A 22,334-nucleotide genomic window follows, 5' to 3' on the forward strand; every position below is an offset into this window, starting at 1 on the left:
TGCGCTGATCGAAACGAGCGTGCCGACGCTGGTCGCATCGGCCCCCATTGGTTGTAGCGCAGGTTATGGCAATCGGCCAGCCGGCAAGTTCAACGGTTTCGATCAACTACTGGCAATTCGGAACCCCACCTTCAACGTAACCTGGAAGTGCGCAGCCTTGCCGTCCTTGATATGGCCACGGGTTTCGGTCACCTCGAACCACTCCAAATGCTTGATGCTCTTGCTGGCTTCAGCCAGGGCGTTGTTGATCGCCTCTTCGATGCTGGTGGTGGACGAACCCACCAATTCGACTTTCTTGTAAGTGTGATGATCAGACATGGCGTTTCTCCTGAGGGTCGTCAATAAAGCCTAGCAGTCAAAGCTCATACTGCTTCTGGCGACCGTTCCTACTCGAAAGTTCAGATTTACTGCACTTTCTGAAATGGCCGTAGTCGGTATCTACACACGCCACCTAATCACTTCAGGAGAGTCCACATGGCCAACACCTCTTTACGCAAAGCGTCGCTGGAAAGCATGGAAGCCGAGATTTCGAGCCTGCTCAAGTCTCTTGAGAGCCTCAAGGACGACGCATCCGATGAGTCGCGCAAGACTCTGAAGGCCCTGAAAAGCAATGCCGAGAACGCGCTCAAGCATTCTCGTCACCTGATCAGCGACGCCTACGAAGAAAGCAAAGTCAAAATCCGCGAAACCGGCGTGGCGACCCGGGACTACGCACAAGAACACCCATGGACTACCGCCGGCGTTGCCGTTGGCGCGCTGGGCCTGCTGGCGGCTTACCTTTTGTGCAAACGCGGTAACTGATCTGCCGGCTATACCGGCTGGCGCGACAGCTCAGCCTTGAGCCATTGCGCCAATTGCCGAGCGCGCCCGTCCGCGGCGCGCTTGGGTAGCCACAACGCCAGGTGCGCCGGGGTTTGCGTGAAACCCCACGGCGCCACCAGGCGACCGGCGCGCACGTCCTCCGCCACCAGCGTCTCCGGCGCGATCGCCACACCCAGCCCCGCAACCGCCGCTTCCAGCAAGTAATACAAATGCTCAAACCCCTGGCCGAGTTTTAACGCACCGGGTTCGATCCCGTGTTGCTGCGCCCAGCTGGGCCAGGCCTGCGGGCGAGACGTGGTGTGCAACAGCGCTTCGTCGCACAGCGCCGTGGCCGGGGCGTCGCGCAGACGTTCGTAACCGGCGAAACGCGGGCTCATGACCGGGCCGATGCGTTCGCTGGCCAGCTCGTACACCTGCATATCCGCCGGCCACGGCGGTTCGGCGAACAACAGCAGGGCATCCAGGCCGGGACGGCGCGGGTCCAGATCACCTTCACCCGCCGACAGGTGCAAGCGCAGATCGGGCAGGTCGGCATTCAAGCGGCCCAGGCGCGGAATGAACCAGCGCGCCAGCAAACTGCCCGAACAGCCGAGGACGAACGGTGCATCGGCGCTGCTTTGGGTAATTTGCGCGCACACCTCCCTTAACCGCTCGAACGCCTCGGCACTCGCATCGCGCAGACGCACGCCGGCATCTGTGAGTTTGAGGCCGCGCCCTTCCTTGACGAACAGGCTGACCCCCAAATGTTCTTCCAGCACTTTAAGCTGGCGGCTCACGGCGCCATGGGTGACGTGCAACTGCTCAGCCGCCTGGCTCACGCTGTTGAGGCGGGCCGTGGCTTCGAAGGCGCGCAGGGCGTTAAGGGGCGGGAGGTCTCGGCTCATCTGTGAGTTTTCCTGACAGGTTGTAGCGATCTTATCGGTTTTCAGCCCTGAGCGTCAGGGGTAGAGTGAGCGTCATTGCTTCCCACCCGAATTCTTTTCCTGGAGCGTCCCATGACTCAGTCCCAGACCGATCTACGCAACGGCCCTGACGCCAACGGCCTGTTCGGCGCATTCGGCGGCCGCTACGTCGCCGAAACCCTGATGCCGTTGATCCTCGACCTGGCCCGCGAGTACGAAGCGGCCAAGATTGATCCTGCGTTCAACGAGGAATTAGCCTACTTCCAGCGCGACTACGTCGGTCGACCAAGCCCGCTGTATTTCGCTGAGCGCCTGACGGAGTTCTGCGGCGGCGCCAAGATTTACCTCAAGCGCGAAGAGCTGAACCACACCGGCGCGCACAAGATCAACAACTGCATCGGCCAGATCCTGCTGGCGCGGCGCATGGGCAAGAAACGCATCATCGCCGAGACCGGCGCCGGCATGCACGGTGTGGCCACCGCCACCGTGGCCGCGCGTTTCGGCCTGCAATGCGTGATCTACATGGGCACCACTGACATCGAGCGCCAACAGGCCAACGTATTTCGCATGAAGCTGCTGGGCGCTGAAGTGATCCCGGTGGTCGCCGGCACCGGCACTCTGAAAGACGCGATGAACGAAGCCCTGCGCGACTGGGTGACCAACGTCGACGACACGTTCTACCTGATCGGCACCGTTGCCGGCCCGCACCCTTATCCTGCGATGGTGCGCGACTTCCAGTCCGTGATCGGCAAGGAAACCCGCACCCAGCTGCAAGCCCAGGAAGGCCGTCTGCCGGACAGCCTGGTGGCGTGCATCGGCGGAGGGTCCAACGCCATGGGCCTGTTCCACCCGTTCCTGGATGACAGCAGCGTCGAGATCATCGGCGTCGAAGCCGCAGGCTTTGGCATCGAAACCGGCAAGCACGCCGCCAGCCTCAACGGCGGCGTACCGGGCGTACTGCACGGCAACCGCACCTTCCTGCTGCAGGACGACGATGGCCAGATCATCGACGCCCACTCGATTTCCGCCGGCCTCGACTACCCCGGCATCGGCCCTGAGCACGCCTGGTTGCACGATATCGGCCGTGTCCAGTACACCTCGGTGACCGACCACGAAGCGCTCGACGCCTTTCACAAATGCTGCCGCCTGGAAGGGATTATTCCTGCACTGGAAAGCGCCCACGCCCTGGCCGAAGTGTTCAAACGCGCACCGACCCTGCCGAAGGAACACCTGATGGTGGTCAACCTGTCCGGCCGTGGCGACAAAGACATGCAGACCGTGATGCACCACATGGAACAGTCCCAGCAGGAGAAACACTAAATGAGCCGCCTGCAAACCCGCTTTGCGCAACTCAAGCAACAAAACCGCGCCGCCCTGGTGACCTTCGTCACCGCCGGCGACCCCGGTTACGACACCTCGCTGGCGATCCTCAAGGGCTTGCCCGCTGCCGGTGCCGACGTGATCGAGCTGGGCATGCCCTTCACCGACCCGATGGCCGACGGCCCGGCCATTCAACTGGCCAACATCCGCGCGCTGAGCGCCAAGCAAAACCTGGCGAAAACCCTGCAGATGGTGCGCGAGTTCCGCAAGGACAACAGCGACACCCCGCTGGTGCTGATGGGTTACTTCAACCCGATCCACAAATACGGCGTGCCGGCCTTTATTGCCGACGCCAAGCAAGCCGGGGTCGACGGCCTGATCGTGGTCGACCTGCCGCCCGAACATAACGGCGAGCTGTGCGACCCGGCCCAGGCGGCAGGCATCGACTTTATCCGCCTGACCACGCCGACCACCGACGACGTGCGCCTGCCGACCGTGCTCAACGGCAGCTCGGGCTTTGTGTACTACGTGTCGGTAGCCGGTGTGACTGGTGCCGGTGCCGCCACCCTGGAACACGTCGAAGAAGCCGTGGCCCGCCTGCGTCGCCATACCGACCTGCCGATCAGCATCGGTTTCGGTATCCGCACGCCGGAACAAGCGGCCGCCATCGCGCGCTTGGCCGATGGTGTGGTGGTGGGTTCGGCGCTGATCGATCACATCGCCAACGCCAGCAACGACCAGCAAGCCATCGACGGCGTGCTGAGCCTGTGCGCGGCGCTGTCGGAAGGTGTCCGTAACGCACGTAAGTAAGCGCCTCGTATGCGGTAGGTAAAGTTCCTGATACACAGGAATCAACCGGCAACACCGTGGCCTAAACAACAAGACCAAGGGATTTCGAACCGTGTTCGCAATCCCTTTTTTTGTATGTGTGCCCCGAGGAATTCCCGATGAAAATGCGCAAATCCGTGATTGCTGGTTGTGGCGTCCTGGTGCTTGCCGCCAGCGCCCTGGTGCAAGCCGCGCCGCCTGACCAGCGCGGTGACGACCGTGGCGGCCCACAAGACCAGCACGAGCAACGTGGCGACGACCATCGCGGCCCGCAGGACAACCATCGCGGCGGCCCGCCCCAGGACTTCGGCCCGGTGCGCCAGATCATCCACGACAACCACGGCCAATTCGGCCGTGGCGCGCCACCGCCGCCGAATGTGCGCCTGGTCCGTGGCCGGCCGCTGCCCCACGGCTACTACGGCGAACGCCTCGACAACCGCGCCCTGGCGCGCCTGCCGTACTACGAGGGTTACGAATGGCGCCGTTCGGGCCCGGACGTGGTGCTGATCGCAGTGGGCACCGGCATCGTCTATGAGATTCTGGAAGGCGTGTTGAACTGACGCCACGGTTCCGCGATTTCTTCCGCTAGGCTTAAGGGGCGAACCGTTCGTTCCCCCTTAACGCACTTCATGCCTATTGCCGTCTAACCACCTCAGCAAGCCCCGGTATTTCTTGCGCTCCCGGTCGTTAAGTTAGCCGCATCAGAAGTCATTCTTGGCTCTATGGAGTACATCATGGCATTTGATCTCATCACCGAATCGGACCGCCGTCACGCCACCTTGCAAAAAGGCTTCAACCTGCGCTGGCCGTTGGGCAACGTGCAGGGCCAATCCTCGCCCAACGGCGCCAACCTGATTTACCTCTGTTACAGCCCCCAGGACATCATCGACGCCGCGGCGCAGGCCCTGGCCGTTGCCAATGGCCGGATTACCGTGCGCAGCGGCGGCCACTGTTACGAAGGTTTCGTCGCCAACAAGATGCCCAACAACCCCAATGAGGTATTGGCGATTCTGGATATCGGGCAAATGAAGCAACTGGACTACGACGCCGACGGCCAACTGCACTCCCAGTTGATGCCGACCTTGCCCTATCGCTACCGCTTTCGCCTGGAGGCCGGCGGGCAGAACTGGGACGCCTACGTCGCACTGTACACGTTGGCCAACAAGACCCTGCCCGGGGGTTCGTGTTATTCGGTGGGCCTGGGCGGGCACATCTGCGGTGGCGGCTACGGCTTGCTCTCGCGCAAACACGGCCTGGTGTGCGACTGGCTGTCCGGTGTCGATATTCTGGTGCCCAACGCCCAGGGCAACGGCCTGACAGCGCGTCATGTCTGCCGGGAGAGCACCGACCCGGACGAACTGGACCTGTTTGCCGCGTGCTGCGGTGCCGGCGGCGGGCAGTTCGGGATCATCACCAGTTATTACTTCAAGGACCTGCCGGACGCCCCCAAGGAGGTGCTTTGGCTGGTACTGGAATGGGACTGGGCGATGCTGACCAAACCGGCGCTCGACCGATTGCTGGTGGCCTATCAAGCCTGGTTCGCCCGACATCAGGCCGACCCGGACACCTGGGGCCTGGCGACCAAGCTGGAAATGCGCCACCAGCACACCGGCAACGTCACGCTGGGCATTCACTACGTGGACAAAGACGGCGAGTTGAACGATCAGGCGCCCTTCAACGATTTTGTCACGACGATGCTGGACGCCATCGGCATTGCCGCCAGCGAATCGGTGACACCGTTTCACGTGATCCACCTGCCGCGAAGCAACCCCACCGGGCGTGTCATCAACTCCTTGAGCACGGCGCAGGCCGTCGTGCGCCGTCTCGACTGGCTGCCGTGCCAGCAAACCCTCAACGGCTCCGGCGACAACCAGCGCGGGCGCTATAAGTCGGCCTATCAGAAAGGCATTTTCACGCCGCAGGTGTTATCCGCGATCTGGACCACGCTGACCTGGCCCGACCCGGCGAACGTGTTGACCCAAAGTCTCATACAGATCCAGTCGTTCGGCGGGCGCATCAACCAGCCAGATCCGGCGGTGCGGCGCGAATCGTCTGCGGCCCAGCGCGGCTCTTTCCTCAAGTGGCAACCGCAGTGTTATTGGCGCGATGCCAGTGCCGCCACCGACCAGGCACATGCCGATTGGATTCAGGGGCTGTTTTTCAACGCCTTCGCCAACGATCAAGGCGTGCCGCTCAACGCGGAGTTCGAGGGCTGCTACATCAATTACCCCGACCTCGACATGACGCACCTCGGCGGCAACCCGGCGAACGCCAAGAACCCCCAGTGGTACACGGTTTTCTTCCCCGACCTGATCATCGAAAGCCGGCTGCGGCGTACCAAGCAGCGCTGGGACCCGCTGAATATATTCCACAACGAAATGTCGGTGCCGTAAGCCGCAAATAAAAACGGGCGACCCCAAGGTCGCCCGTTTTTTTACAACTCGATCCGTTCGACCTTGCCCACCAACAAGATGTAGGAAAGCGCCCCGAGCAACGCCAGCACTGCGATATAGGTGATTGCCGGTGCGAACGAATCGCCGCTGGCCAGGAAGCCAATCACGATCGGCGTGGCAATCGCCGCCAGGTTGCCGATGAAGTTGAACACGCCACCGGTCAAGCCGAGCAAGCGAGCGGGTGCCAAGGTCGACACCAGCGACCAGGTGATCGACGCCAGGCCATTGCCGAAGAACGCCACTGCCAGGAACGCAATCACCCAGGCCGTCGAATCCACGTAGTTGGCGCCAATGATCGCGGTGGAAATCAACAGCCCGCCGATGATCGGCAACTTGCGCGCAAAGCCCACTGATGCGCCGCGGCGAATCAACCAGTCGGAAAAAATCCCGGAGCACAGCACGCCGACAAACGCCGCGAGGAAGGGCAGGGAAGCGAGCAGGCCGGATTTGATGAAGTCCATCCCGCGATATTTCACCAGATAGGTCGGGAACCACGTCAGGAAGAACCACAGCGTGGAATTCAGGCAGAACTGCCCCAGGTAGATGCCCCAGAGTTTGCGCTTGCTCAGCACGATGCCCAGGTCGACCCAACTGAACGGTGCCTTGGCGGTTTGCGCCTGCATGTCCACCAGCCCGCCGCCGGCACGGATCAGTTCGATTTCAGCGGCGTTGGCGCCTTTGAAGTCCTTCGGCTCGCGGTACACCGCGTACCAGATCAGCGCCCAGAGGATGCCGACGCCGCCGGTGGTGACAAACACCATGTGCCAGCCGTAGTGGTGCTGTAACCAGGCCAGCACCGGGGTGAGAAACGCCAGCCCGACGAACTGGCCGGAGGTGTAGAAGCCAATCGCCGTGGCGCGCTCACGCTCGGGGAACCACGTGGTGACCACGCGGCTGTTGATCGGATAGGCCGGCGCTTCCAGGGCGCCCACCGCCATGCGCAGGACAAACAGCGCGATGAAGCTGGCCGCAAAGCCGAGCATTACAGTGGCGATGGACCACAGCAGCAGGGCCACGGTGTAGAGGATGCGCGGCGGCACCCGGTCGACCAGCCAGCCGCCGGGGATTTGCATGGCGGCGTAGGTCCAGCCGAACGCCGAGAAAATCAGCCCGACATGCACCGGATCGATGCCCAGGTCGCTGGTCAGGGCCGGGGCCGCGATCGACAGGTTGCTGCGGTCGAGGTAGTTGATCACCACGGTGATAAACAGCAGCACCATGATGAAGTAGCGCTTTCTGCTAGGCGTGACTAAAGAAGCCTGCCCGGTGAGGGATTCAGGGTGCATGGGGTTGTCTCTTCTTATGTTTATTGAGGACGGACTTACTGACCAAACCAGCTCAAATGTGGGAGGGGGCTTGCCCCCGATAGCGGTGAACCAGCCGCCGAAGATGTCGACTGACACTCAGCTATCGGGGGCAAGCCCCCTCCCACATTTTTTGCCACATTTTTTCAGGCAGACATCACCACTCGGCAAAACTGCCGTCGGCATGGCGCCAGATCGGGTTGCGCCAGCGATGGCCGATGGCCGCGCGTTCGATCACGTATTCCTCGTTGATCTCGATGCCCAGGCCCGGCCCGTTGGGGATCTTCACGAAGCCCTGGTCATAGTCGAACACGCCCGGGTCGCGCACGTAGTCGAGCAGGTCGTTGCTCTCGTTGTAGTGAATGCCCAGGCTTTGCTCCTGGATAAACGCGTTGTAGCAGACCGCGTCCAGCTGCAGGCAGGCGGCCAGCGCGATCGGACCCAGCGGGCAGTGCAGCGCCAGGGCCACGTCGTAGGCTTCGGCCATGTTGGCGATCTTGCGGGTTTCGGTGATACCGCCAGCGTGGGAAGCGTCCGGCTGGATGATGTCGACGTAGCCTTCGCTGAGCACGCGTTTGAAGTCCCAGCGCGAGAACAGGCGCTCGCCCAGGGCAATCGGGGTGCTGGTCAGCGGTGCGAGTTCTTTCAGCGCTTCGTAGTTTTCGCTGAGTACCGGCTCTTCGATGAACATCAGTTTGTACGGGTCCAGCTCTTTCATCAGCACCTTGGCCATGGGCTTGTGTACGCGGCCATGGAAGTCGACGCCAATGCCCACGTTGGGGCCGACGGCATCGCGCACGGCGGCGACGTTGGCCAGCGCCAGGTCGACTTTTTCGAAGCTGTCGACGAACTGCAATTCTTCCGTGCCGTTCATTTTCACCGCAGTGAAGCCACGGGCCACGGCCTCTTTGGCGGCGCGGGCGGTGTCGGCGGGGCGATCGCCGCCGATCCACGAATACACGCGAATCTTGTCACGCACCTGGCCGCCCAGCAGGTCGCTGACCGACACGCCCAGGGCCTTGCCCTTGATGTCCCACAGCGCCTGGTCGATGCCGGCCAGCGCGCTCATGTGCACGGCGCCGCCGCGATAGAAACCGCCGCGATAGAGCACAGTCCAGATGTCTTCGATATTGCGTGGGTCTTTGCCGATCAGGTAATCGGACAGTTCCTCGACCGCAGCCGCCACCGTGTGGGCGCGGCCTTCGACCACGGGTTCGCCCCAGCCGGTGACGCCCTGGTCGGTCTCCACTTTGAGGAAGCACCAGCGCGGTGGGACGATGAAGGTAGTCAGTTTGGTGATTTTCATCTTCTTATCTCTCTTGTCGATGCAGCGCCCAAGGCGCCAAGCTTGCGATCAGTTCAAGGCGTTCCAGGCCGCGACATACGCCTGGGCACTGCTCGCCACCTCGGCCACGGACATGCCCGGCTTGAACAATCCGGACCCCAGGCCGAAGCCCCTGGCGCCGGCGTCGAAATACACCTGCATGTTGGCCGGGCTCACGCCGCCGACCGGCAGCAACAGCGTGCCCGCCGGCAACACCGCCAGCCACGCCTTGATCACCGCCGGGCCCATTTGCTCGGCGGGGAACAGTTTCAATACGTCGGCGCCTTCGGCCAGCGCGGCGAACGCCTCGGTCGGGGTGGCCACACCTGGCGACAGGTACAGGCCGGCGGCTTTCGCGGCACGCAAGACCTTGGCGTCGCTGTGGGGCATCACGATCACCTGGCCACCGGCGGCCTTGACCTGCTCGACCTGCGCCGGCGTCAACACCGTGCCGGCGCCGATCAGGCAATCGGCGGGCAGGCTGTCACGCAGGGTGCGGATGCTGGTGTAAGGGTCCGGCGAATTGAGCGGGACTTCGATCACGCGAAAACCGGCGCGGTACAGCACCTGGCCAACCGCCTCGGCTTCGTCCGGGCGCACGCCGCGCAGGATCGCGATCAAACCGTTTTGCGTGAGTGCTTGCTTGAGCATGTCAGGCCTCCATTGCTGGTTGAATGAGCCCGGCGGCCAGGGCCAACTGCCAGAGACCGCGTTCGCTGGCCTCTTGCGCCAGGCTGACGTGGGCGAAGCCGCAGAGGCCGAGGGCACGCTGGTAACGTGTACAGAGCGGTGCGGCGCCGACCAGGATGATCGGCTTATGTTGGGCGGCACCGGGCAAGCCGGCGAGTTCATGGCCGATCAACAGACCGGAAAGGTAGTCGGGCTGCTGGTCCGGGGCGAGTTCGCCGGTCAAGCCCAGGGTGCGTGCGCTGAACAGCGTCGACAGCACGCCGCGCTGGCCGTCTGCCGACAGCGCCACGCGCACGCCGCGGTCGAAAGCCGCCGCCTGGAAGTGTTCGGCGGGTTGTTGGGTGCGCCCGAGCAGGCTGTGCTTGCTCAGCACCGCGAACAGCTCGCCGGTCATGAAGGTGTCGAAATGGGTGATACAGCCATCGACCACCTCGACCCATTTGGAATGGCTGCCGGGCAGGCCGATCAAGACCTCGGCGCCAAGGCCTTGCAGCACGCCGAGTACCTGGGTTTCTTCGCCGCGCATCACGTTGGGCAAGCCGACCTGCTCGATCACGCCGGGCACGATATGCACATCGACGCCGCGCACACTGCGCACGCGGTGCAACGCTTGGCCGAGGCTGGCGACGTCGACCGGGGTGTTGCGGTAGGCCGCTTCGCTCCAGCCCTGGGCGCTGCCGACCATGCCGCAGGCGATCACCGGCAAGCCCGGTTGCGCGTCGAGCCAATCGCCACAGGCCGCGTCGAACGCCAACTCGAAGCCATCGCTGCAGCAAACGCCGGCAATCTCCCGGGGCTGGCTGGGCAGGTGCATGATCCCCGACGCCAACGCACGTTGTTCCAGCACCACGCCTGCGGGGCCGAGTTTATAAGCACGAAGGGAACTGGTTCCCCAATCGAGCGCGATCAATTGCGCCGGCATCGCTTCACCTGAAATGAGTGGGTGCTGAAAAAAGCAGATGGGCGAATATAAACCTATGCTCGGCGATATCTCAATATATAAATATCAATCCCATATATTGGAATGAATCGAGATAAATCCTACAACCACTCCGCCTTTTACTGCGGGAACGGCCAGGCTTTATCTGATAAGAGAGGTTAAAAAACCGACAGATTCAGTTCGCGTATCGCACCCATCCAGATCGCGTACTCGGTGTGGTCCTTCAGGTCATCGCCCCCCTAGACCGCAATCGACGGCAGGGCCAGCCCGGTCAGCGACTGTGCACTGCGCGCCTGCTCCGCCACCAGCCAGTCGACGAACCGCTCGACCAACTGCCCCCGCCGTTTGCGCTGCGGCTGCACCACGTAGTAGCCGAAGCGTGAGATCACCGTGTCGCCGATCGGCCGGCACAGCCACTTCTGTTCCAGCAGGTTGTCCACCAAGTGGCGCCAGCCGATGGCCACGCCCTGGCCGGCAATCGCGGCCTGGATCAACAGAGTGTAGTTATCGAAGCGCAGTTGGCCGGGGGTCGGCGTGCTGGTAATGCCCAGTTCGCGGAACACGCCGCTCCAGTCGAACCACTGGCTGGTGTGTTCCTGGCGCAGGTGCAGCAAGGGGCAGTCGGGCAAGGTCTGCACGGTCAGCGGCGTGGCCTGGTCCTTGAGCCATTGCGGACTGCACACCGGGAACACTTCCTCATTGAACAGCCACAGGCTGTCGCCCTGCTTGAAACGGCCGTCGCCAAACAGCACCGCCACGTCGATATCGCTGCGCAACGTGGCGTGATTGCGCTCGCTGGTCACCAGGCTGACGTCGACCTGGGGGTTGGCCGCATGGAAGCGATGCAGGCGCGGCATCAGCCAGTAGGCGGCGAAGGCGAAGTCGGTGGCCACTTGCAGCACTTCGTGCTGGTCCTGTTGGGTGATCGCGCTCAGGCCCTGGTTGATGGTCTGCAAACCGCCCTGGACATGTTCGAACAGCAGCGCGCCGGCGTCGGTCAGCTCGATGCCACGGTAGATGCGATCAAACAGGCGGATCGCCAATTGCTCTTCGAGGCGCTTGATCTGCTGGCTGATGGCCGGTTGGGTGGTGCCCAGCTCCATCGCCGCAGCGGTAAAACTGCGGTGGCGCGCCGCCGCTTCGAACGCCCGGAGCAAATCGAGGGATACGTCGCCGAAGGCTTTATACATAAGCTGTACTTATCCTAGACATTGCCTTTCATGGGCTTTACCCCATTTTCCATGGGCTGCATGCTCATTCGCATAAACACCGCCTATGGAATGCCGAAGACCCATGAAGCGCAAGAACATTCTTTTCATCATGACCGATCAAATGGCCGCGCCGATGCTGCCGTTCTACGGACCTTCCCCGATCAAGTTGCCGAATCTCAGTCGCCTCGCCGCACAAGGCGTGGTGTTCGACGCCGCCTACTGCAACAGCCCGCTGTGCGCGCCGTCGCGCTTTACCCTGGTCAGCGGCCAGTTGCCGAGCAAGATCGGCGCCTACGACAACGCGGCAGATTTCCCCGCCGATGTGCCGACGTATGCCCACTACCTGCGTCGTCTCGGCTACCGCACCGCGCTGTCGGGCAAGATGCATTTCTGCGGGCCAGACCAGTTGCACGGTTACGAAGAGCGCCTGACCAGCGACATCTACCCCGCCGACTATGGCTGGGCGGTGAACTGGGATGAGCCGGACGTGCGCCCCACCTGGTACCACAACATGTCCTCGGTGCTGCAAGCCGGGCCGTGCGTGCGGACCAACCAACTGGATTTCGACGAAGAGGTGGTGTTCAAGGCCCAGCAGTACCTGTTCGACCACATTCGCGAGGGCGGCGACCAGCCGTTCTGCCTCACCGTGTCGATGACCCATCCCCACGACCCGTACACCATTCCCAAACCGTTCTGGGATCTGTACGACGACAGCGACATCCCGTTGCCCACAACCCCGGCCCAGGGCGATCTCGACCCGCACTCCCAGCGCCTGCTCAAGGTCTACGACCTGTGGGACAAGCCGCTGCCAGTGAACAAGATCCGCGATGCGCGCCGCGCCTACTTCGGTGCCTGCAGTTACATCGACAGCAATGTCGGCAAGCTGCTGCAGACCCTGGAAGACACCGGCCTGGCCGACGACACCCTGATCGTTTTCTCCGGCGACCATGGCGACATGCTCGGCGAGCGCGGCCTCTGGTACAAAATGCACTGGTTCGAAATGGCCGCCCGCGTGCCGCTGCTGATCAGCGCGCCGGGGCAGTTCGCGGCGGGCCGTGTGACCCAGGCGGTCTCCACCGCCGACCTGTTGCCGACCCTGGTGGAACTGGCCGGCGGCGAACTCGAACCGCACTTGCCCATGGACGGCCGCTCGCTGGTCCCGCACCTGCAAGGGCAGGGCGGGCACGACGAAGTGTTCGGCGAATACATGGCCGAAGGCACCCTCAGCCCGCTGATGATGATTCGCCGTGGCGCCTACAAATTCATCTACAGCGAAGACGACCCCTGCCTACTGTTCGACATACACAACGACCCGCGCGAGCAGGAAGAACTCAGCCAATCGCCGCAGCATCGGGCGCTGTTTGTCGCCTTTCTGCTTGAGGCGCGGGCCAAATGGGACATCCCGGCGATCCACCAGCAGGTGCTCGCCAGTCAACGCCGTCGCCGCCTGGTCTACCAAGCGCTGACCCAGGGCAAGCTGAAGAGCTGGGATCACCAGCCGCTGGTGGACGCCAGTCAGCAATACATGCGCAACCATATCGACCTCGACGACCTGGAGCGCAAGGCACGTTATCCACAACCCTGCCAAAACCAATAAAACAGAGGGAAGGCCATGCAAAAATTGACTGTGGTGCTGGGCGTAATGGGCATGGCGGCGTTGAGCAGCGCCACCGTGTACGCAGACGCCGGTTGTGAGACGGTGAGGATGGCCGATCCTGGCTGGAGTGATATTGCCGCCACCAATGCCGTCGCCGGTTTTCTGCTGACGGGCATGGGTTACAAGCCCAAGGTCGACACCCTTGCGGTGCCGATCACCTTCGGCGGGCTCAAGGACGGCCAGGTGGATGTGTTCCTGGGTAACTGGATGCCGGCGCAGCAAGGTTTCTACGACAAATTCGTGGCCAACGGCGATGTGGTGCAGTTGGCGAAAAACCTCGTCGGCACCGAATTCACCCTGGCTGTGCCGGACTATGTGTGGGACGCCGGGGTGCATGACTTTGCCGACCTCAACTCATTCGCCGACAAGTTCGACAAGAAGATCTACGGCATCGGCTCCGGCGCGCCAGCGAACCTCTCGCTGCAGGAGATCATCAAGAAGAACGACTTCGACCTGGGCCAATGGAAGCTGATCGAGTCCAGCGAACAGGCGATGCTCGCCGAAGTCTCACGGGCGGTGAAGAAACAGCGCTTCATCACCTTCCTCGGCTGGACCCCGCACCCGATGAATGTGCAGTTGAAAATGCATTACCTCAAGGGCGGCGAGAAGTACTTCGGCGACACCGGCAGCGTGTATACCCTGACGCGCAAGGGTTATGCACAAGCCTGCCCGAACGTAGGAAAACTGCTGACCAACCTGAGTTTCACCCAAGCGATGGAGAACAGCATCATGGCCGCGGTGGTCAACAACAAGGTCAGCAACGCGGATGCGGCGAAGGCGTGGATCAAGGCCAACCCGGCGGTACTGGAGCAGTGGCTCGACGGCGTGAAAACCGTGGACGGCCAGGATGCATTGGCGGCCGTAAAAGCCAAGCTCTAAAGCCCACCACTATCCAAATGTGGGAGGGAGCTTGCTCCCGATAGGTGAGTGTCAGTCGACATCTTCGGCGGCTGGTTCGCCGCTATCGGGGGCAAGCCCCCTCCCACAAAAAGCCGGTGTGTACTGATACCCTGAGCCAAACCTTTCAGCCCGAGTTTGCGATGCCCCGGCCCAACCGCCACACACTCTTCCCCTTCCTCAGTTGGCTGCCGCGCCAAACCCGCGCCAGCGTCGGCCGGGACGCGATCGTCGGCCTCAGCGGCGCGGTGCTGGCCTTGCCGCAGTCGATTGCCTACGCGCTCATCGCCGGTCTCCCACCGGAATACGGCCTGTACGCCGCGATCATCCCGGTGCTGATCGCGTGCCTCTGGGGTTCGTCCTGGCACCTGATCTGCGGCCCCACGGCGGCGATATCCATCGTGCTCTACGCCAGCGTCAGCCCCCTGGCCGTGCCGGGTTCACAGGACTACATCACCTTGATCCTGCTGCTGACCTTCCTCGCCGGGGTGTTCCAGTGGTTGCTCGGCCTGCTGCGCTTCGGCGCGCTGGTGAATTTCATCTCCCATTCGGTGGTGCTGGGGTTCACCCTCGGCGCCGCCGTGGTGATTGCCCTCGGCCAACTGCCCAACCTGTTGGGCCTGGATTTGCCGAGCCAGGCCACGGCGATCAACAGTCTGATGACACTGATCGAGCACGGCGGCGAGTGGGACCGCGCCTCACTCGCCCTGGGGCTCGGCACCTTGCTGGCGGGCGCGCTGCTCAAGTACCTGCTGCCGCGCTGGCCGACGCTGTTGATCACGCTGGCGCTGGGCAGCCTGGCCGCCTGGCTGTGGCCGGCGATATTCGGGCAGGTGGCGCTGGTCAGTGCGTTTATCGGCAAGCTGCCGCCATTCAGCCCGTTGCCGCTGGACCTGGACATGCTCTTGCGCCTGCTGCCCAGCGCCGTGGCGGTGGGTATGCTCGGGCTGGTGACCAGCCTGTCGATCGCGCGCTCGCTGGCGGCGCGCTCACAGCAATTGCTCGACGCCAACCAGGAAGTTCGAGCGCAGGGTTTGTCCAATATCGTCGGCGGATTTTTCTCCGGCTACCTGTCGGCCGGTTCCTTTACGCGCTCCGGCCTCAGCTACGAAGCAGGCGCCTGCTCGCCGCTGGCGGGGGTGTTTTCCGCCCTGTGGGTGGCATTGTTCGCACTGTTTGGTGCAGCGCTGATCGCACATATACCGATCCCGAGCATGGCCGCGAGCATCCTGCTGATCAGTTGGGGCCTGGTGGATCATCGGGGCATTCGTGCGTTGTTCCGGGTCAGTCGCGCCGAGTTTGTGGTGATGAGCCTGACCTGCATCGCCACGTTGCTGCTGGAGCTGCAAACCGCGATTTACGCCGGAGTGCTGGCCTCACTGTTTTTCTACCTCAAGCGCACCTCGCAGCCGCGGGTTCAGCAATGGCGCGACGGCGAGGAAGAGGTGTTGCGGGTCGGTGGCTCGATCTTTTTCGGCGCCAGCCATTACCTGCAGGTTCGCCTGCAAAGCCTGCAGAGTGAGCGGGTGGTAATCGAAGCGCAGCAGATCAACTTTATCGACTATTCCGGGGTGGAGATGCTGCACCAGGAAGCGCGTCGATTAAGGGCGATGGGCCGTAGCCTGACCTTGCGCCGGGCCAGGCCGCAGGTCGTCGAGGAGTTGAAAAAGCTAGAAGGCGCCGACAATTGCCCCATCCATTTCGAAGACTGAATGCGGTCAAACAGGTGGGAGGGGGCTTGCTCCTCCCACCTTTCGAGTTGCTTCAAGCCAATTGGCGGCGCAGTTCAGCCAACACCGGCGCCGAATCCGGACGCACGCCGCGCCACAGGAAGAACGCTTCCGCGGCCTGCTCCACCAGCATGCCCAGACCATCCATCGCCACCGCCGCGCCGTGTTCCGTGGCCCAGCGGCAGAATGCGGTCGGTTCCTTGGCATACATCATGTCGTAGCAAAACGTTTTGCCCGGCGCGATCAAGCTGCCTGCAATCGGCGGTACATCGCCTGACAGGCTGGCGGAGGTGGCATTGATGATCACGTCCACCGGCTCACACAGCCAGTCGAAACCACTGGCAGACACCGGGCCCAAATCGTCGAACAACTCGGCGAGCATTTCGGCTTTTTCCACGGTGCGGTTGGCGATGATCAGCGACGCCGGCCGCTCGGCCAGTAACGGCTCCAACGCCCCGCGCACTGCACCGCCAGCGCCGAGCAAGAGGATGCGTTGCCCTTGCAGGTGCAGCCCGGCATTCACCGTCAGGTCGCGCACCAGGCCGGCGCCGTCGGTGTTATCGCCCAGCAGGCTGCCATCGGCCAGCTTGCTCAGGGTGTTCACCGCCCCGGCGCGCTCGGCGCGTGCGGTGAGGGTATCGGCCAGGCGGTAGGCGTCTTCCTTGAACGGCACCGTGACGTTGGCGCCACGGCCTTGTTGAAAAAACTCACGGGCAAACCCGATGAAATCCTCGAGCGGCGCAAGCAGAGCGCTGTAGTCCAGTTGCTCGCCGGTCTGCTCGGCGAACATGCGGTGGATCAACGGCGACTTGCTGTGGCCGATGGGGTTGCCGAACACCACATAACGGTCCATCAGACCGCCGCCTTGGGCGCAGCCACGCCGAGCCAGTCGCGGTCTTGCAGGAAGTAGTCGGTGAGGCGCGCTTCTTCGCTGCCGGCCTCGGCTTTCCAGTCGTAGCTCCAGCGCACCTGGGGCGGCAGCGACATCAGGATCGACTCGGTACGCCCGCCCGACTGCAGGCCGAACAAGGTGCCACGGTCGTAGACCAGGTTGAATTCAACGTAGCGACCACGGCGGAATTCCTGGAATTCGCGCTGCTGTTCGGTATAGGCCTGGGCCTTGCGGCGCTGCACGATCGGCAGGTAGGCGTCGATGTACGCATCGCCGATGGCACGGATGAAGGCGAAGCAGGTGTCGAAGTCCCACTCGTTCAAGTCATCGAAGAACAGGCCGCCGATGCCGCGCGGTTCGTTGCGATGCTTGATGTAGAAGTAGGTGTCGCACCAGGCCTTGTAGCGCGCATAAACGTCGGCGCCGAACGGCGCACAGGCCTGTTCGGCCACGCGGTGCCAGTGGATGCAGTCTTCTTCGTTGGCGTAATAGGGCGTGAGGTCGAAGCCGCCGCCGAACCACCACACCGGCTCTTCACCTTCTTTTTCAGCGATGAAAAAGCGCACGTTGGCGTGGGAAGTCGGTACATGCGGGTTGTGCGGGTGAATCACCAGCGACACCCCCAGCGCTTCAAACCCACGCCCGGCCAGCTCGGGGCGATGCGCGCTGGCGGACGGCGGCAGGCCGCTGCCAAACACGTGGGAAAAGTTGACGCCGCCTTTTTCGATCACCGTACCGTTTTCAATCACACGGGTGCGACCGCCGCCGCCGGCTGGCCGGGTCCAGGCGTCTTCGATAAAGCGAGTGTCCGTCTCGAAGGTTTCCAGGGCGCTGCAAATACGGTCTTGCAGATCAAGCAGATAGGCTTTAACAGCCTCGGTGCGGGTAGTCATGGCATCACCTTGAATCGGGCAAAGCTACGCGAGGCCATTGGGCGTCGGCGGCAAATGGGCGCACAGGATACCACCGCACTCAACTCCGTCGCAGTTGACGAAGATCAAGCTTAGGAGTCCGATAGGGGGCTACCCAAATTCGAACCCAGGAGAAGTGCAGATGGCCAAACGTATCCAGTTCAGCGCCCATGGCGGCCCCGAGGTGCTTGAGTATGTGGACTACACGCCAGCAGAACCTGGCCCACAGCAGGTTCGGGTGCGCAACGCGGCCATCGGCCTGAACTTCATCGACACCTACTATCGCAGCGGCTTGTACGCGCCGCCGGCCTTGCCGTCGGGCCTGGGCGCCGAAGGTGCCGGTGTGGTCGACGCCGTGGGCAGCGAGGTCAGCCAATTCAAGGTCGGCGACCGCGTGGCCTACGGCAGTGGGCCGTTGGGTGCCTACAGCGAACTGCACGTGTTGCCCGCAGCCAACCTGGTTCACCTGCCGGACGACATCAGCTTCGAACAAGCCGCTGGCGCGATGCTCAAGGGCCTGACCGTGCAATACCTGCTGCGCCAGACCTATGAGTTGAAGGGCGGCGAAACCATCCTGTTCCACGCCGCAGCCGGTGGCGTGGGCTCCCTGGCCTGCCAGTGGGCCAAGGCCCTGGGCGTGAAGCTGATCGGCACGGTCAGTTCGCCGGAAAAAGCCGCTGTGGCCAAATCCCACGGCGCCTGGGCAACCATCGACTACAGCAAGGAAAACGTCGCACAGCGCGTGCTGGAATTGACCGACGGCAAGAAATGCCCGGTGGTGTACGACGGCGTCGGCAAGGACACCTGGCTGACCTCGCTGGACTGCGCAGCGCCCCGGGGGTTGGTGGTGAGTTTCGGTAACGCCTCGGGCGCGGTGGACGGGGTGAACCTGGGGATTCTGGCGGCCAAGGGCTCGCTGTACGTCACCCGGCCGACCCTGGCGACCTACGCCAGCAACCCCAAGGACTTGCAGGCCATGGCCGATGATCTGTTCTCGATGATCCAGAGTGGCAAGGTACGCATCGATATCAACCAGCGCTTCTCGCTGGCGGAAGCGGCCAAGGCGCAGACCGAGCTGTCGGCGCGGCGCACGACCGGGTCGACCATTCTGTTGCCGTAAGGCTTGGGGTTTCTGGCGTGGCTAAGGGTGCCATCGCGGGCAAGCCCGGCTCCTACATTTGACCGTGTTGTCATGACGGACACCGATCGAATGTGGGAGCCGGGCTTGCCCGCGATAGCCACGCCACGGTCTCAGGACGGCCGCACAACCTCACCCGTCACCAGATCGCGAATCAGGCTCGGGTTCTTGCGCCCACCGAGGGCGCCACCCAACACCAGATCGACCTGGCCACGGAAGTACTGCTCGACGCGAATCCGCGTGCGGGCGGCCGGGCGGCCCTGGGGGTTGGCCGAGGTGGAAATCAATGGCCCGACCAATGAGCACAAGTCGCGCACCAGCGGATGGTCGCTGACCCGCAGCGCCACGGTGTCATGCTCCCCCGTGACCCATTCCGGCAACAGGTCCTGATGAGGCACCAGCCAGGTGTTCGGCCCCGGCCAGGTGCTGGCCATGCGGTCGATCCAATCCTGCGGGAAGTCTTCGAAGAGAAAATCGAACTGGCGGATAGTATCCGCGACCAGGATCAGGCCCTTATCCACCGAGCGGTTCTTGATCGCCAGCAGCCGGTCCACCGCCGCTTCGTTCCACGGGTCACAGCCCAGGCCCCAGACCGCCTCGGTCGGATAGGCAATCACCGCGCCTGCGCGAATTTCTCGTGCGGCTTCCAGCACACGCCACCTGTTGACCATTACTCACTCTCCGGACTAAAGCTCTGCGCAGTTTACCGATCTTCCCTGCAAAACCTAGCAGCGCGCGAGCCAACGCCCGCTTTCGCAGATCACCTGGCCTTCCAGCTCCAACTCGGTGAGGCTCGCCAGCACCTGGGACAACGGCCGCCCGCTGGCAATCGCCAGGGCTTCGCTGGTGTGGGGCGCCGCATGCAGCAGTGCGACCAGCGGATGAGTCGCCGGCAGCGGCACCGGACACGGCAGCGCCTGCCAGCCGCGCAAGCCTTCAAGAATGTGCTCGATGGTTTCCACCAACACCGCGCCGTCGCGGATCAGCTGATGACAACCCTTGGCCGCGGGATGATGGATCGAGCCGGGAATCGCGTACACCTCGCGCCCTTGCTCGGCGGCGAGCCGCGCGGTGATCAGCGAACCGCTGGCGATGCCGGCTTCCACCACCAGCACGCCCAGCGACAGACCACTGATGATGCGGTTGCGCCGGGGGAAATTGCCGGCCTGGGGCGCGGCGTCCAGCGGAAACTCGGAAACCACCGCGCTGCCCTGGGCAATCATCGCGGCCGCGAGGCGTCGGTGGCGCTGTGGATAAAACTTTTCCAGGCCGGTGCCGAGTACGCCGATGGTCTGCCCGCCGACCTCCAGGGCCGCTTGATGCGCCGCGCCGTCAATGCCCAGGGCCAGGCCGCTGGTGATGACAAACCCAGCACTCGCCAGGCTGCGGGAAAAGGCGGCGGCGGTGTCCATGCCGGGGCGCGATGCGCGGCGGCTGCCGACCATGGCCAACTGGGGTTTTTCCAGGATCGCAGGGTCGCCGGCGACGAATAACAACGGCGGTGCGTCATCGATCTGGGCCAGCAGTGCGGGGTACTCAGGCTGGTCCCACATCAGCAAATGCTGGGCCGGACGCGCCAGCCAGGCCAATGCGACACTCGCGCCCTCGCGGACTTCATGGCTGCGCCGGGCCTCGGCGCTGACGGCGGGCAAGCCGAGCGAACGCCAAGCGCTGGCCGGCGCGCTGAGCGCTTTCGAGGCGCAGCCGAACGCGTCGATCAACCGGCGAAAACGCTTCGGGCCCAGTTCCGGCAGCCTGTGCAAGCGTAGCCGGGCTTCCAGTTCTGCCGGGGAAATTTCACTGCTGTTTATCGGATACATCTGATCATCCTTGACCGGAACAAGCTGTGGATAACTCTGTTGGTAACTTATTTAGCAGCCTATTTATTGCGTTTGACGGGCCGTCTCGAAACGGTCCATCACCGCCAGTGGCCGCGAGGCATTGAGGACCAGGCCGTAACTGAGTTTTTCGTAGGTGCGAAACACCAGCAGCATGCCGCCGTACTCATCGGCCAGCTTCACCGGAGCGCCGCTGAGAGCGTCGCGTACCGTGGCGCCGGTCTTGATCACATTCAGCCGTTGGCCGTCGACCAGGCCGTCGCGGCGGCCTTTATTCAGGGTCACGGCATCCAGCACGCCGATCTGCGTCACGCCCTTGGGCACGTCGATGATGCGCCCTTCGATAAACGGCGCGGCCTGCGGGCCTTCCAGGCTGGCCAGCGCAACCGGCGGTTCGGCACGCAGCAAGCGGTCGCCGGGGCGCACTTCCTGGGTAACCCGTTGTACGGCAAGGGTGGTCAGGTCGCCGGCCATCACCCAGTGCGCGGTGCCGATGTCGTCGGCGTGGATACCCAGTAACTCCTGGGTTTTGGGGTCGGTGTAGACCTTGCCTCGGCGGAAAATCCCATAGCTTGGCTGGGCCGGGTCCAGGACGCCGCGGGCATGCACGCGCTCGCCATTGGCCCCCAGCACGCGCCCGGCCTCTGCCGCGACAACGTAGGGCGCGTTATCGAGATCGAGGGGCGAATCGAGGATGCGATTGTGTAACAAAAATCGCTGGATGGCCTGTTGCGTCGGTTGATCCAGGCGCGGGCCGGGCGATGGAAGCAGGGCCTGGGCGAACGGCGCCCAGAGCAGCAAGACGAGTAGCGATTTCCTCATGGGGTGAATCTCCTTTATTATGTACGTTCGCGTGAAACGCCATAGCCTTCGCGGCTTCCGAGCGTTCCACACCGGCCGTGCGGGTCCATCCCTACGCCGATTTGCCTTTACCTCACATGTGCAGCAATTACGCTTATGGCTATTTTGAACATCCTCGAATTCCCCGACTCGCGCCTGCGCACGATCGCCAAACCGGTGGCCGTAGTGGACGATAAGGTTCGTCAGTTGGTCGATGACATGTTTGAAACAATGTATGAAGCCCCGGGCATCGGCCTCGCCGCGACCCAGGTCAACGTGCATCAGCGTGTCGTGGTGATGGACCTGTCCGAAGATCGCAGCGAGCCACGGGTGTTCATCAACCCCGAGTTCGAAGCGCTGACCGACGAAATGGGCGAATACCAGGAAGGCTGCCTGTCGGTGCCGGAGTTCTACGAGAACGTCGAGCGCCCGGTGCGCGTGAAGATCAGGGCCCTGGACCGCGACGGCAAGCCCTTCGAGCAGGTTGCCGAAGGCCTGCTGGCGGTGTGTATCCAGCACGAATGCGACCACCTCAACGGCAAGCTGTTTGTCGATTACCTGTCCACGCTCAAACGTGACCGGATCAAGAAGAAGCTGGAAAAAAAGCACCGCCAGCAAGCTTGATGCCCTTCTTCCA

22 protein-coding genes and 1 pseudogene are annotated in these 22,334 nt (G+C 63.1%); 10 read left to right on the plus strand and 13 right to left on the minus strand.

The window, feature by feature from the left end; all coding sequences use genetic code 11:
• Window positions 1–102: 102 nt before the first annotated feature.
• The gene (locus C8K66_RS20150; RefSeq protein WP_017848986.1) at window positions 103–318 is read right to left on the minus strand and encodes a dodecin; all 216 of its coding nucleotides are present in this window, start codon (window positions 316–318) and stop codon (window positions 103–105) included.
• A 156-nt stretch (window positions 319–474) separates the two neighbouring features.
• On the opposite strand from C8K66_RS20150, the gene C8K66_RS20155 reads away from it, so the two are divergent.
• Window positions 475–801: a YqjD family protein gene (locus C8K66_RS20155; protein WP_102618190.1), complete on the plus strand. Its 327-nt coding sequence runs from the start codon at window positions 475–477 to the stop codon at window positions 799–801.
• A gap of 8 nt (window positions 802–809) precedes the next feature.
• Here the strand turns inward: C8K66_RS20155 and C8K66_RS20160 are convergent, their stop codons facing one another.
• Window positions 810–1,706, minus strand: coding sequence for a LysR family transcriptional regulator (locus tag C8K66_RS20160; RefSeq protein WP_108525756.1), 897 nt, complete (start codon window positions 1,704–1,706; stop codon window positions 810–812).
• A gap of 111 nt (window positions 1,707–1,817) precedes the next feature.
• On the opposite strand from C8K66_RS20160, the gene trpB reads away from it, so the two are divergent.
• From trpB to C8K66_RS20180, 4 genes are all read left to right on the plus strand, one after another.
• On the plus strand, window positions 1,818–3,044 hold the full coding sequence (gene trpB / locus C8K66_RS20165; protein WP_017848984.1) for a tryptophan synthase subunit beta: 1,227 nt from the start codon (window positions 1,818–1,820) through the stop codon (window positions 3,042–3,044).
• A complete protein-coding gene (gene trpA, locus C8K66_RS20170) occupies window positions 3,045–3,854 on the plus strand; it encodes a tryptophan synthase subunit alpha (RefSeq protein ID WP_046381551.1) in 810 nt (269 codons plus the stop codon). It begins immediately after the preceding gene.
• A 137-nt stretch (window positions 3,855–3,991) separates the two neighbouring features.
• Window positions 3,992–4,432: an anti-virulence regulator CigR family protein gene (locus C8K66_RS20175; protein ID WP_057004935.1), complete on the plus strand. Its 441-nt coding sequence runs from the start codon at window positions 3,992–3,994 to the stop codon at window positions 4,430–4,432.
• Between the two features lie 174 nt (window positions 4,433–4,606).
• On the plus strand, window positions 4,607–6,265 hold the full coding sequence (locus tag C8K66_RS20180) for a BBE domain-containing protein (RefSeq protein ID WP_108525758.1): 1,659 nt from the start codon (window positions 4,607–4,609) through the stop codon (window positions 6,263–6,265).
• Window positions 6,266–6,306: 41 nt separating this feature from the next.
• Here the strand turns inward: C8K66_RS20180 and C8K66_RS20185 are convergent, their stop codons facing one another.
• The 6 genes and pseudogenes from C8K66_RS20185 to C8K66_RS20210 all read right to left on the minus strand — a co-directional run bounded on the left by C8K66_RS20185 (window position 6,307) and on the right by C8K66_RS20210 (window position 11,773).
• Window positions 6,307–7,611: an MFS transporter gene (locus tag C8K66_RS20185; protein ID WP_046484398.1), complete on the minus strand. Its 1,305-nt coding sequence runs from the start codon at window positions 7,609–7,611 to the stop codon at window positions 6,307–6,309.
• A 175-nt stretch (window positions 7,612–7,786) separates the two neighbouring features.
• Window positions 7,787–8,935, minus strand: coding sequence for a galactonate dehydratase (dgoD, locus tag C8K66_RS20190; protein ID WP_003170741.1), 1,149 nt, complete (start codon window positions 8,933–8,935; stop codon window positions 7,787–7,789).
• 48 nt (window positions 8,936–8,983) lie between these two features.
• The gene (locus C8K66_RS20195; RefSeq protein WP_057004933.1) at window positions 8,984–9,604 is read right to left on the minus strand and encodes a 2-dehydro-3-deoxy-6-phosphogalactonate aldolase; all 621 of its coding nucleotides are present in this window, start codon (window positions 9,602–9,604) and stop codon (window positions 8,984–8,986) included.
• A 1-nt stretch (window position 9,605) separates the two neighbouring features.
• Entirely contained in the window at window positions 9,606–10,565 is a 960-nt protein-coding gene (locus tag C8K66_RS20200; protein WP_046381555.1) for a 2-dehydro-3-deoxygalactonokinase, read from the minus strand.
• Between the two features lie 176 nt (window positions 10,566–10,741).
• A pseudogene (locus C8K66_RS20205) lies at window positions 10,742–10,819 on the minus strand (4,5-dioxygenase); the annotation flags it as partial.
• Between the two features lie 3 nt (window positions 10,820–10,822).
• Complete coding sequence (locus tag C8K66_RS20210) at window positions 10,823–11,773, minus strand: LysR family transcriptional regulator (protein WP_108525760.1); 951 nt, start codon at window positions 11,771–11,773, stop codon at window positions 10,823–10,825.
• 103 nt (window positions 11,774–11,876) lie between these two features.
• Between C8K66_RS20210 and betC the strand changes: the two genes are divergently transcribed.
• The 3 genes from betC (at window position 11,877) to C8K66_RS20225 (ending at window position 16,060) form a co-directional block, all read left to right on the plus strand.
• A complete protein-coding gene (gene betC, locus C8K66_RS20215) occupies window positions 11,877–13,391 on the plus strand; it encodes a choline-sulfatase (protein ID WP_108525762.1) in 1,515 nt (504 codons plus the stop codon).
• A 15-nt stretch (window positions 13,392–13,406) separates the two neighbouring features.
• A complete protein-coding gene (choX, locus tag C8K66_RS20220; RefSeq protein WP_046381557.1) occupies window positions 13,407–14,330 on the plus strand; it encodes a choline ABC transporter substrate-binding protein in 924 nt (307 codons plus the stop codon).
• Between the two features lie 161 nt (window positions 14,331–14,491).
• Window positions 14,492–16,060: a SulP family inorganic anion transporter gene (locus C8K66_RS20225; RefSeq protein WP_057004929.1), complete on the plus strand. Its 1,569-nt coding sequence runs from the start codon at window positions 14,492–14,494 to the stop codon at window positions 16,058–16,060.
• A gap of 52 nt (window positions 16,061–16,112) precedes the next feature.
• Here the strand turns inward: C8K66_RS20225 and aroE are convergent, their stop codons facing one another.
• Window positions 16,113–16,931, minus strand: a complete 819-nt coding sequence (aroE, locus tag C8K66_RS20230) for a shikimate dehydrogenase (RefSeq protein WP_017848973.1) — start codon at window positions 16,929–16,931, stop codon at window positions 16,113–16,115.
• A complete protein-coding gene (gene hemF, locus C8K66_RS20235) occupies window positions 16,931–17,863 on the minus strand; it encodes an oxygen-dependent coproporphyrinogen oxidase (RefSeq protein ID WP_017848972.1) in 933 nt (310 codons plus the stop codon). The genes aroE and hemF overlap by 1 nt, the downstream gene beginning before the upstream one ends.
• A 160-nt stretch (window positions 17,864–18,023) precedes the next feature.
• Between hemF and C8K66_RS20240 the strand changes: the two genes are divergently transcribed.
• Window positions 18,024–19,001, plus strand: coding sequence for an NADPH:quinone reductase (locus C8K66_RS20240; RefSeq protein WP_057004928.1), 978 nt, complete (start codon window positions 18,024–18,026; stop codon window positions 18,999–19,001).
• 131 nt (window positions 19,002–19,132) lie between these two features.
• Here the strand turns inward: C8K66_RS20240 and C8K66_RS20245 are convergent, their stop codons facing one another.
• From C8K66_RS20245 to C8K66_RS20255, 3 genes are all read right to left on the minus strand, one after another.
• Window positions 19,133–19,690: an L-threonylcarbamoyladenylate synthase gene (locus C8K66_RS20245; protein WP_017848970.1), complete on the minus strand. Its 558-nt coding sequence runs from the start codon at window positions 19,688–19,690 to the stop codon at window positions 19,133–19,135.
• A 54-nt stretch (window positions 19,691–19,744) separates the two neighbouring features.
• Window positions 19,745–20,839 (minus strand): DNA-processing protein DprA, encoded by a 1,095-nt coding sequence (dprA, locus tag C8K66_RS20250; protein WP_057004927.1) that lies wholly within the window; start codon window positions 20,837–20,839, stop codon window positions 19,745–19,747.
• A 63-nt stretch (window positions 20,840–20,902) separates the two neighbouring features.
• Window positions 20,903–21,679: a hypothetical protein gene (locus tag C8K66_RS20255; RefSeq protein WP_057004926.1), complete on the minus strand. Its 777-nt coding sequence runs from the start codon at window positions 21,677–21,679 to the stop codon at window positions 20,903–20,905.
• A gap of 135 nt (window positions 21,680–21,814) precedes the next feature.
• On the opposite strand from C8K66_RS20255, the gene def reads away from it, so the two are divergent.
• A complete protein-coding gene (gene def / locus C8K66_RS20260) occupies window positions 21,815–22,321 on the plus strand; it encodes a peptide deformylase (RefSeq protein WP_017848967.1) in 507 nt (168 codons plus the stop codon).
• The last annotated feature ends 13 nt before the right edge of the window (window positions 22,322–22,334 follow it).

The sequence above is a fragment of the Pseudomonas sp. GV105 genome (genome assembly GCF_003058185.1).
Taxonomy (GTDB): Bacteria; Pseudomonadota; Gammaproteobacteria; order Pseudomonadales; family Pseudomonadaceae; genus Aquipseudomonas; species Aquipseudomonas veronii.

Bases quoted from the DNA above. Each gene is read 5' to 3' on its own strand.
- C8K66_RS20245 (WP_017848970.1), bottom strand. From the start codon at position 19,690: ATGGTCAACAGGTGGCGTGTGCTGGAAGCCGCACGAGAAATTCGCGCA.
- hemF (WP_017848972.1), bottom strand. From the start codon at position 17,863: ATGACTACCCGCACCGAGGCTGTTAAAGCCTATCTGCTTGATCTGCAA.
- choX (WP_046381557.1), top strand. From the start codon at position 13,407: ATGCAAAAATTGACTGTGGTGCTGGGCGTAATGGGCATGGCGGCGTTG.
- aroE (WP_017848973.1), bottom strand. From the start codon at position 16,931: ATGGACCGTTATGTGGTGTTCGGCAACCCCATCGGCCACAGCAAGTCG.
- C8K66_RS20195 (WP_057004933.1), bottom strand. From the start codon at position 9,604: ATGCTCAAGCAAGCACTCACGCAAAACGGTTTGATCGCGATCCTGCGC.
- dgoD (WP_003170741.1), bottom strand. From the start codon at position 8,935: ATGAAAATCACCAAACTGACTACCTTCATCGTCCCACCGCGCTGGTGC.
- C8K66_RS20155 (WP_102618190.1), top strand. From the start codon at position 475: ATGGCCAACACCTCTTTACGCAAAGCGTCGCTGGAAAGCATGGAAGCC.
- C8K66_RS20150 (WP_017848986.1), bottom strand. From the start codon at position 318: ATGTCTGATCATCACACTTACAAGAAAGTCGAATTGGTGGGTTCGTCC.
- dprA (WP_057004927.1), bottom strand. From the start codon at position 20,839: ATGTATCCGATAAACAGCAGTGAAATTTCCCCGGCAGAACTGGAAGCC.
- C8K66_RS20180 (WP_108525758.1), top strand. From the start codon at position 4,607: ATGGCATTTGATCTCATCACCGAATCGGACCGCCGTCACGCCACCTTG.
- C8K66_RS20255 (WP_057004926.1), bottom strand. From the start codon at position 21,679: ATGAGGAAATCGCTACTCGTCTTGCTGCTCTGGGCGCCGTTCGCCCAG.
- trpA (WP_046381551.1), top strand. From the start codon at position 3,045: ATGAGCCGCCTGCAAACCCGCTTTGCGCAACTCAAGCAACAAAACCGC.
- C8K66_RS20160 (WP_108525756.1), bottom strand. From the start codon at position 1,706: ATGAGCCGAGACCTCCCGCCCCTTAACGCCCTGCGCGCCTTCGAAGCC.
- C8K66_RS20240 (WP_057004928.1), top strand. From the start codon at position 18,024: ATGGCCAAACGTATCCAGTTCAGCGCCCATGGCGGCCCCGAGGTGCTT.
- C8K66_RS20185 (WP_046484398.1), bottom strand. From the start codon at position 7,611: ATGCACCCTGAATCCCTCACCGGGCAGGCTTCTTTAGTCACGCCTAGC.
- C8K66_RS20210 (WP_108525760.1), bottom strand. From the start codon at position 11,773: ATGTATAAAGCCTTCGGCGACGTATCCCTCGATTTGCTCCGGGCGTTC.
- trpB (WP_017848984.1), top strand. From the start codon at position 1,818: ATGACTCAGTCCCAGACCGATCTACGCAACGGCCCTGACGCCAACGGC.
- betC (WP_108525762.1), top strand. From the start codon at position 11,877: ATGAAGCGCAAGAACATTCTTTTCATCATGACCGATCAAATGGCCGCG.
- C8K66_RS20225 (WP_057004929.1), top strand. From the start codon at position 14,492: ATGCCCCGGCCCAACCGCCACACACTCTTCCCCTTCCTCAGTTGGCTG.
- C8K66_RS20175 (WP_057004935.1), top strand. From the start codon at position 3,992: ATGAAAATGCGCAAATCCGTGATTGCTGGTTGTGGCGTCCTGGTGCTT.
- C8K66_RS20200 (WP_046381555.1), bottom strand. From the start codon at position 10,565: ATGCCGGCGCAATTGATCGCGCTCGATTGGGGAACCAGTTCCCTTCGT.
- def (WP_017848967.1), top strand. From the start codon at position 21,815: ATGGCTATTTTGAACATCCTCGAATTCCCCGACTCGCGCCTGCGCACG.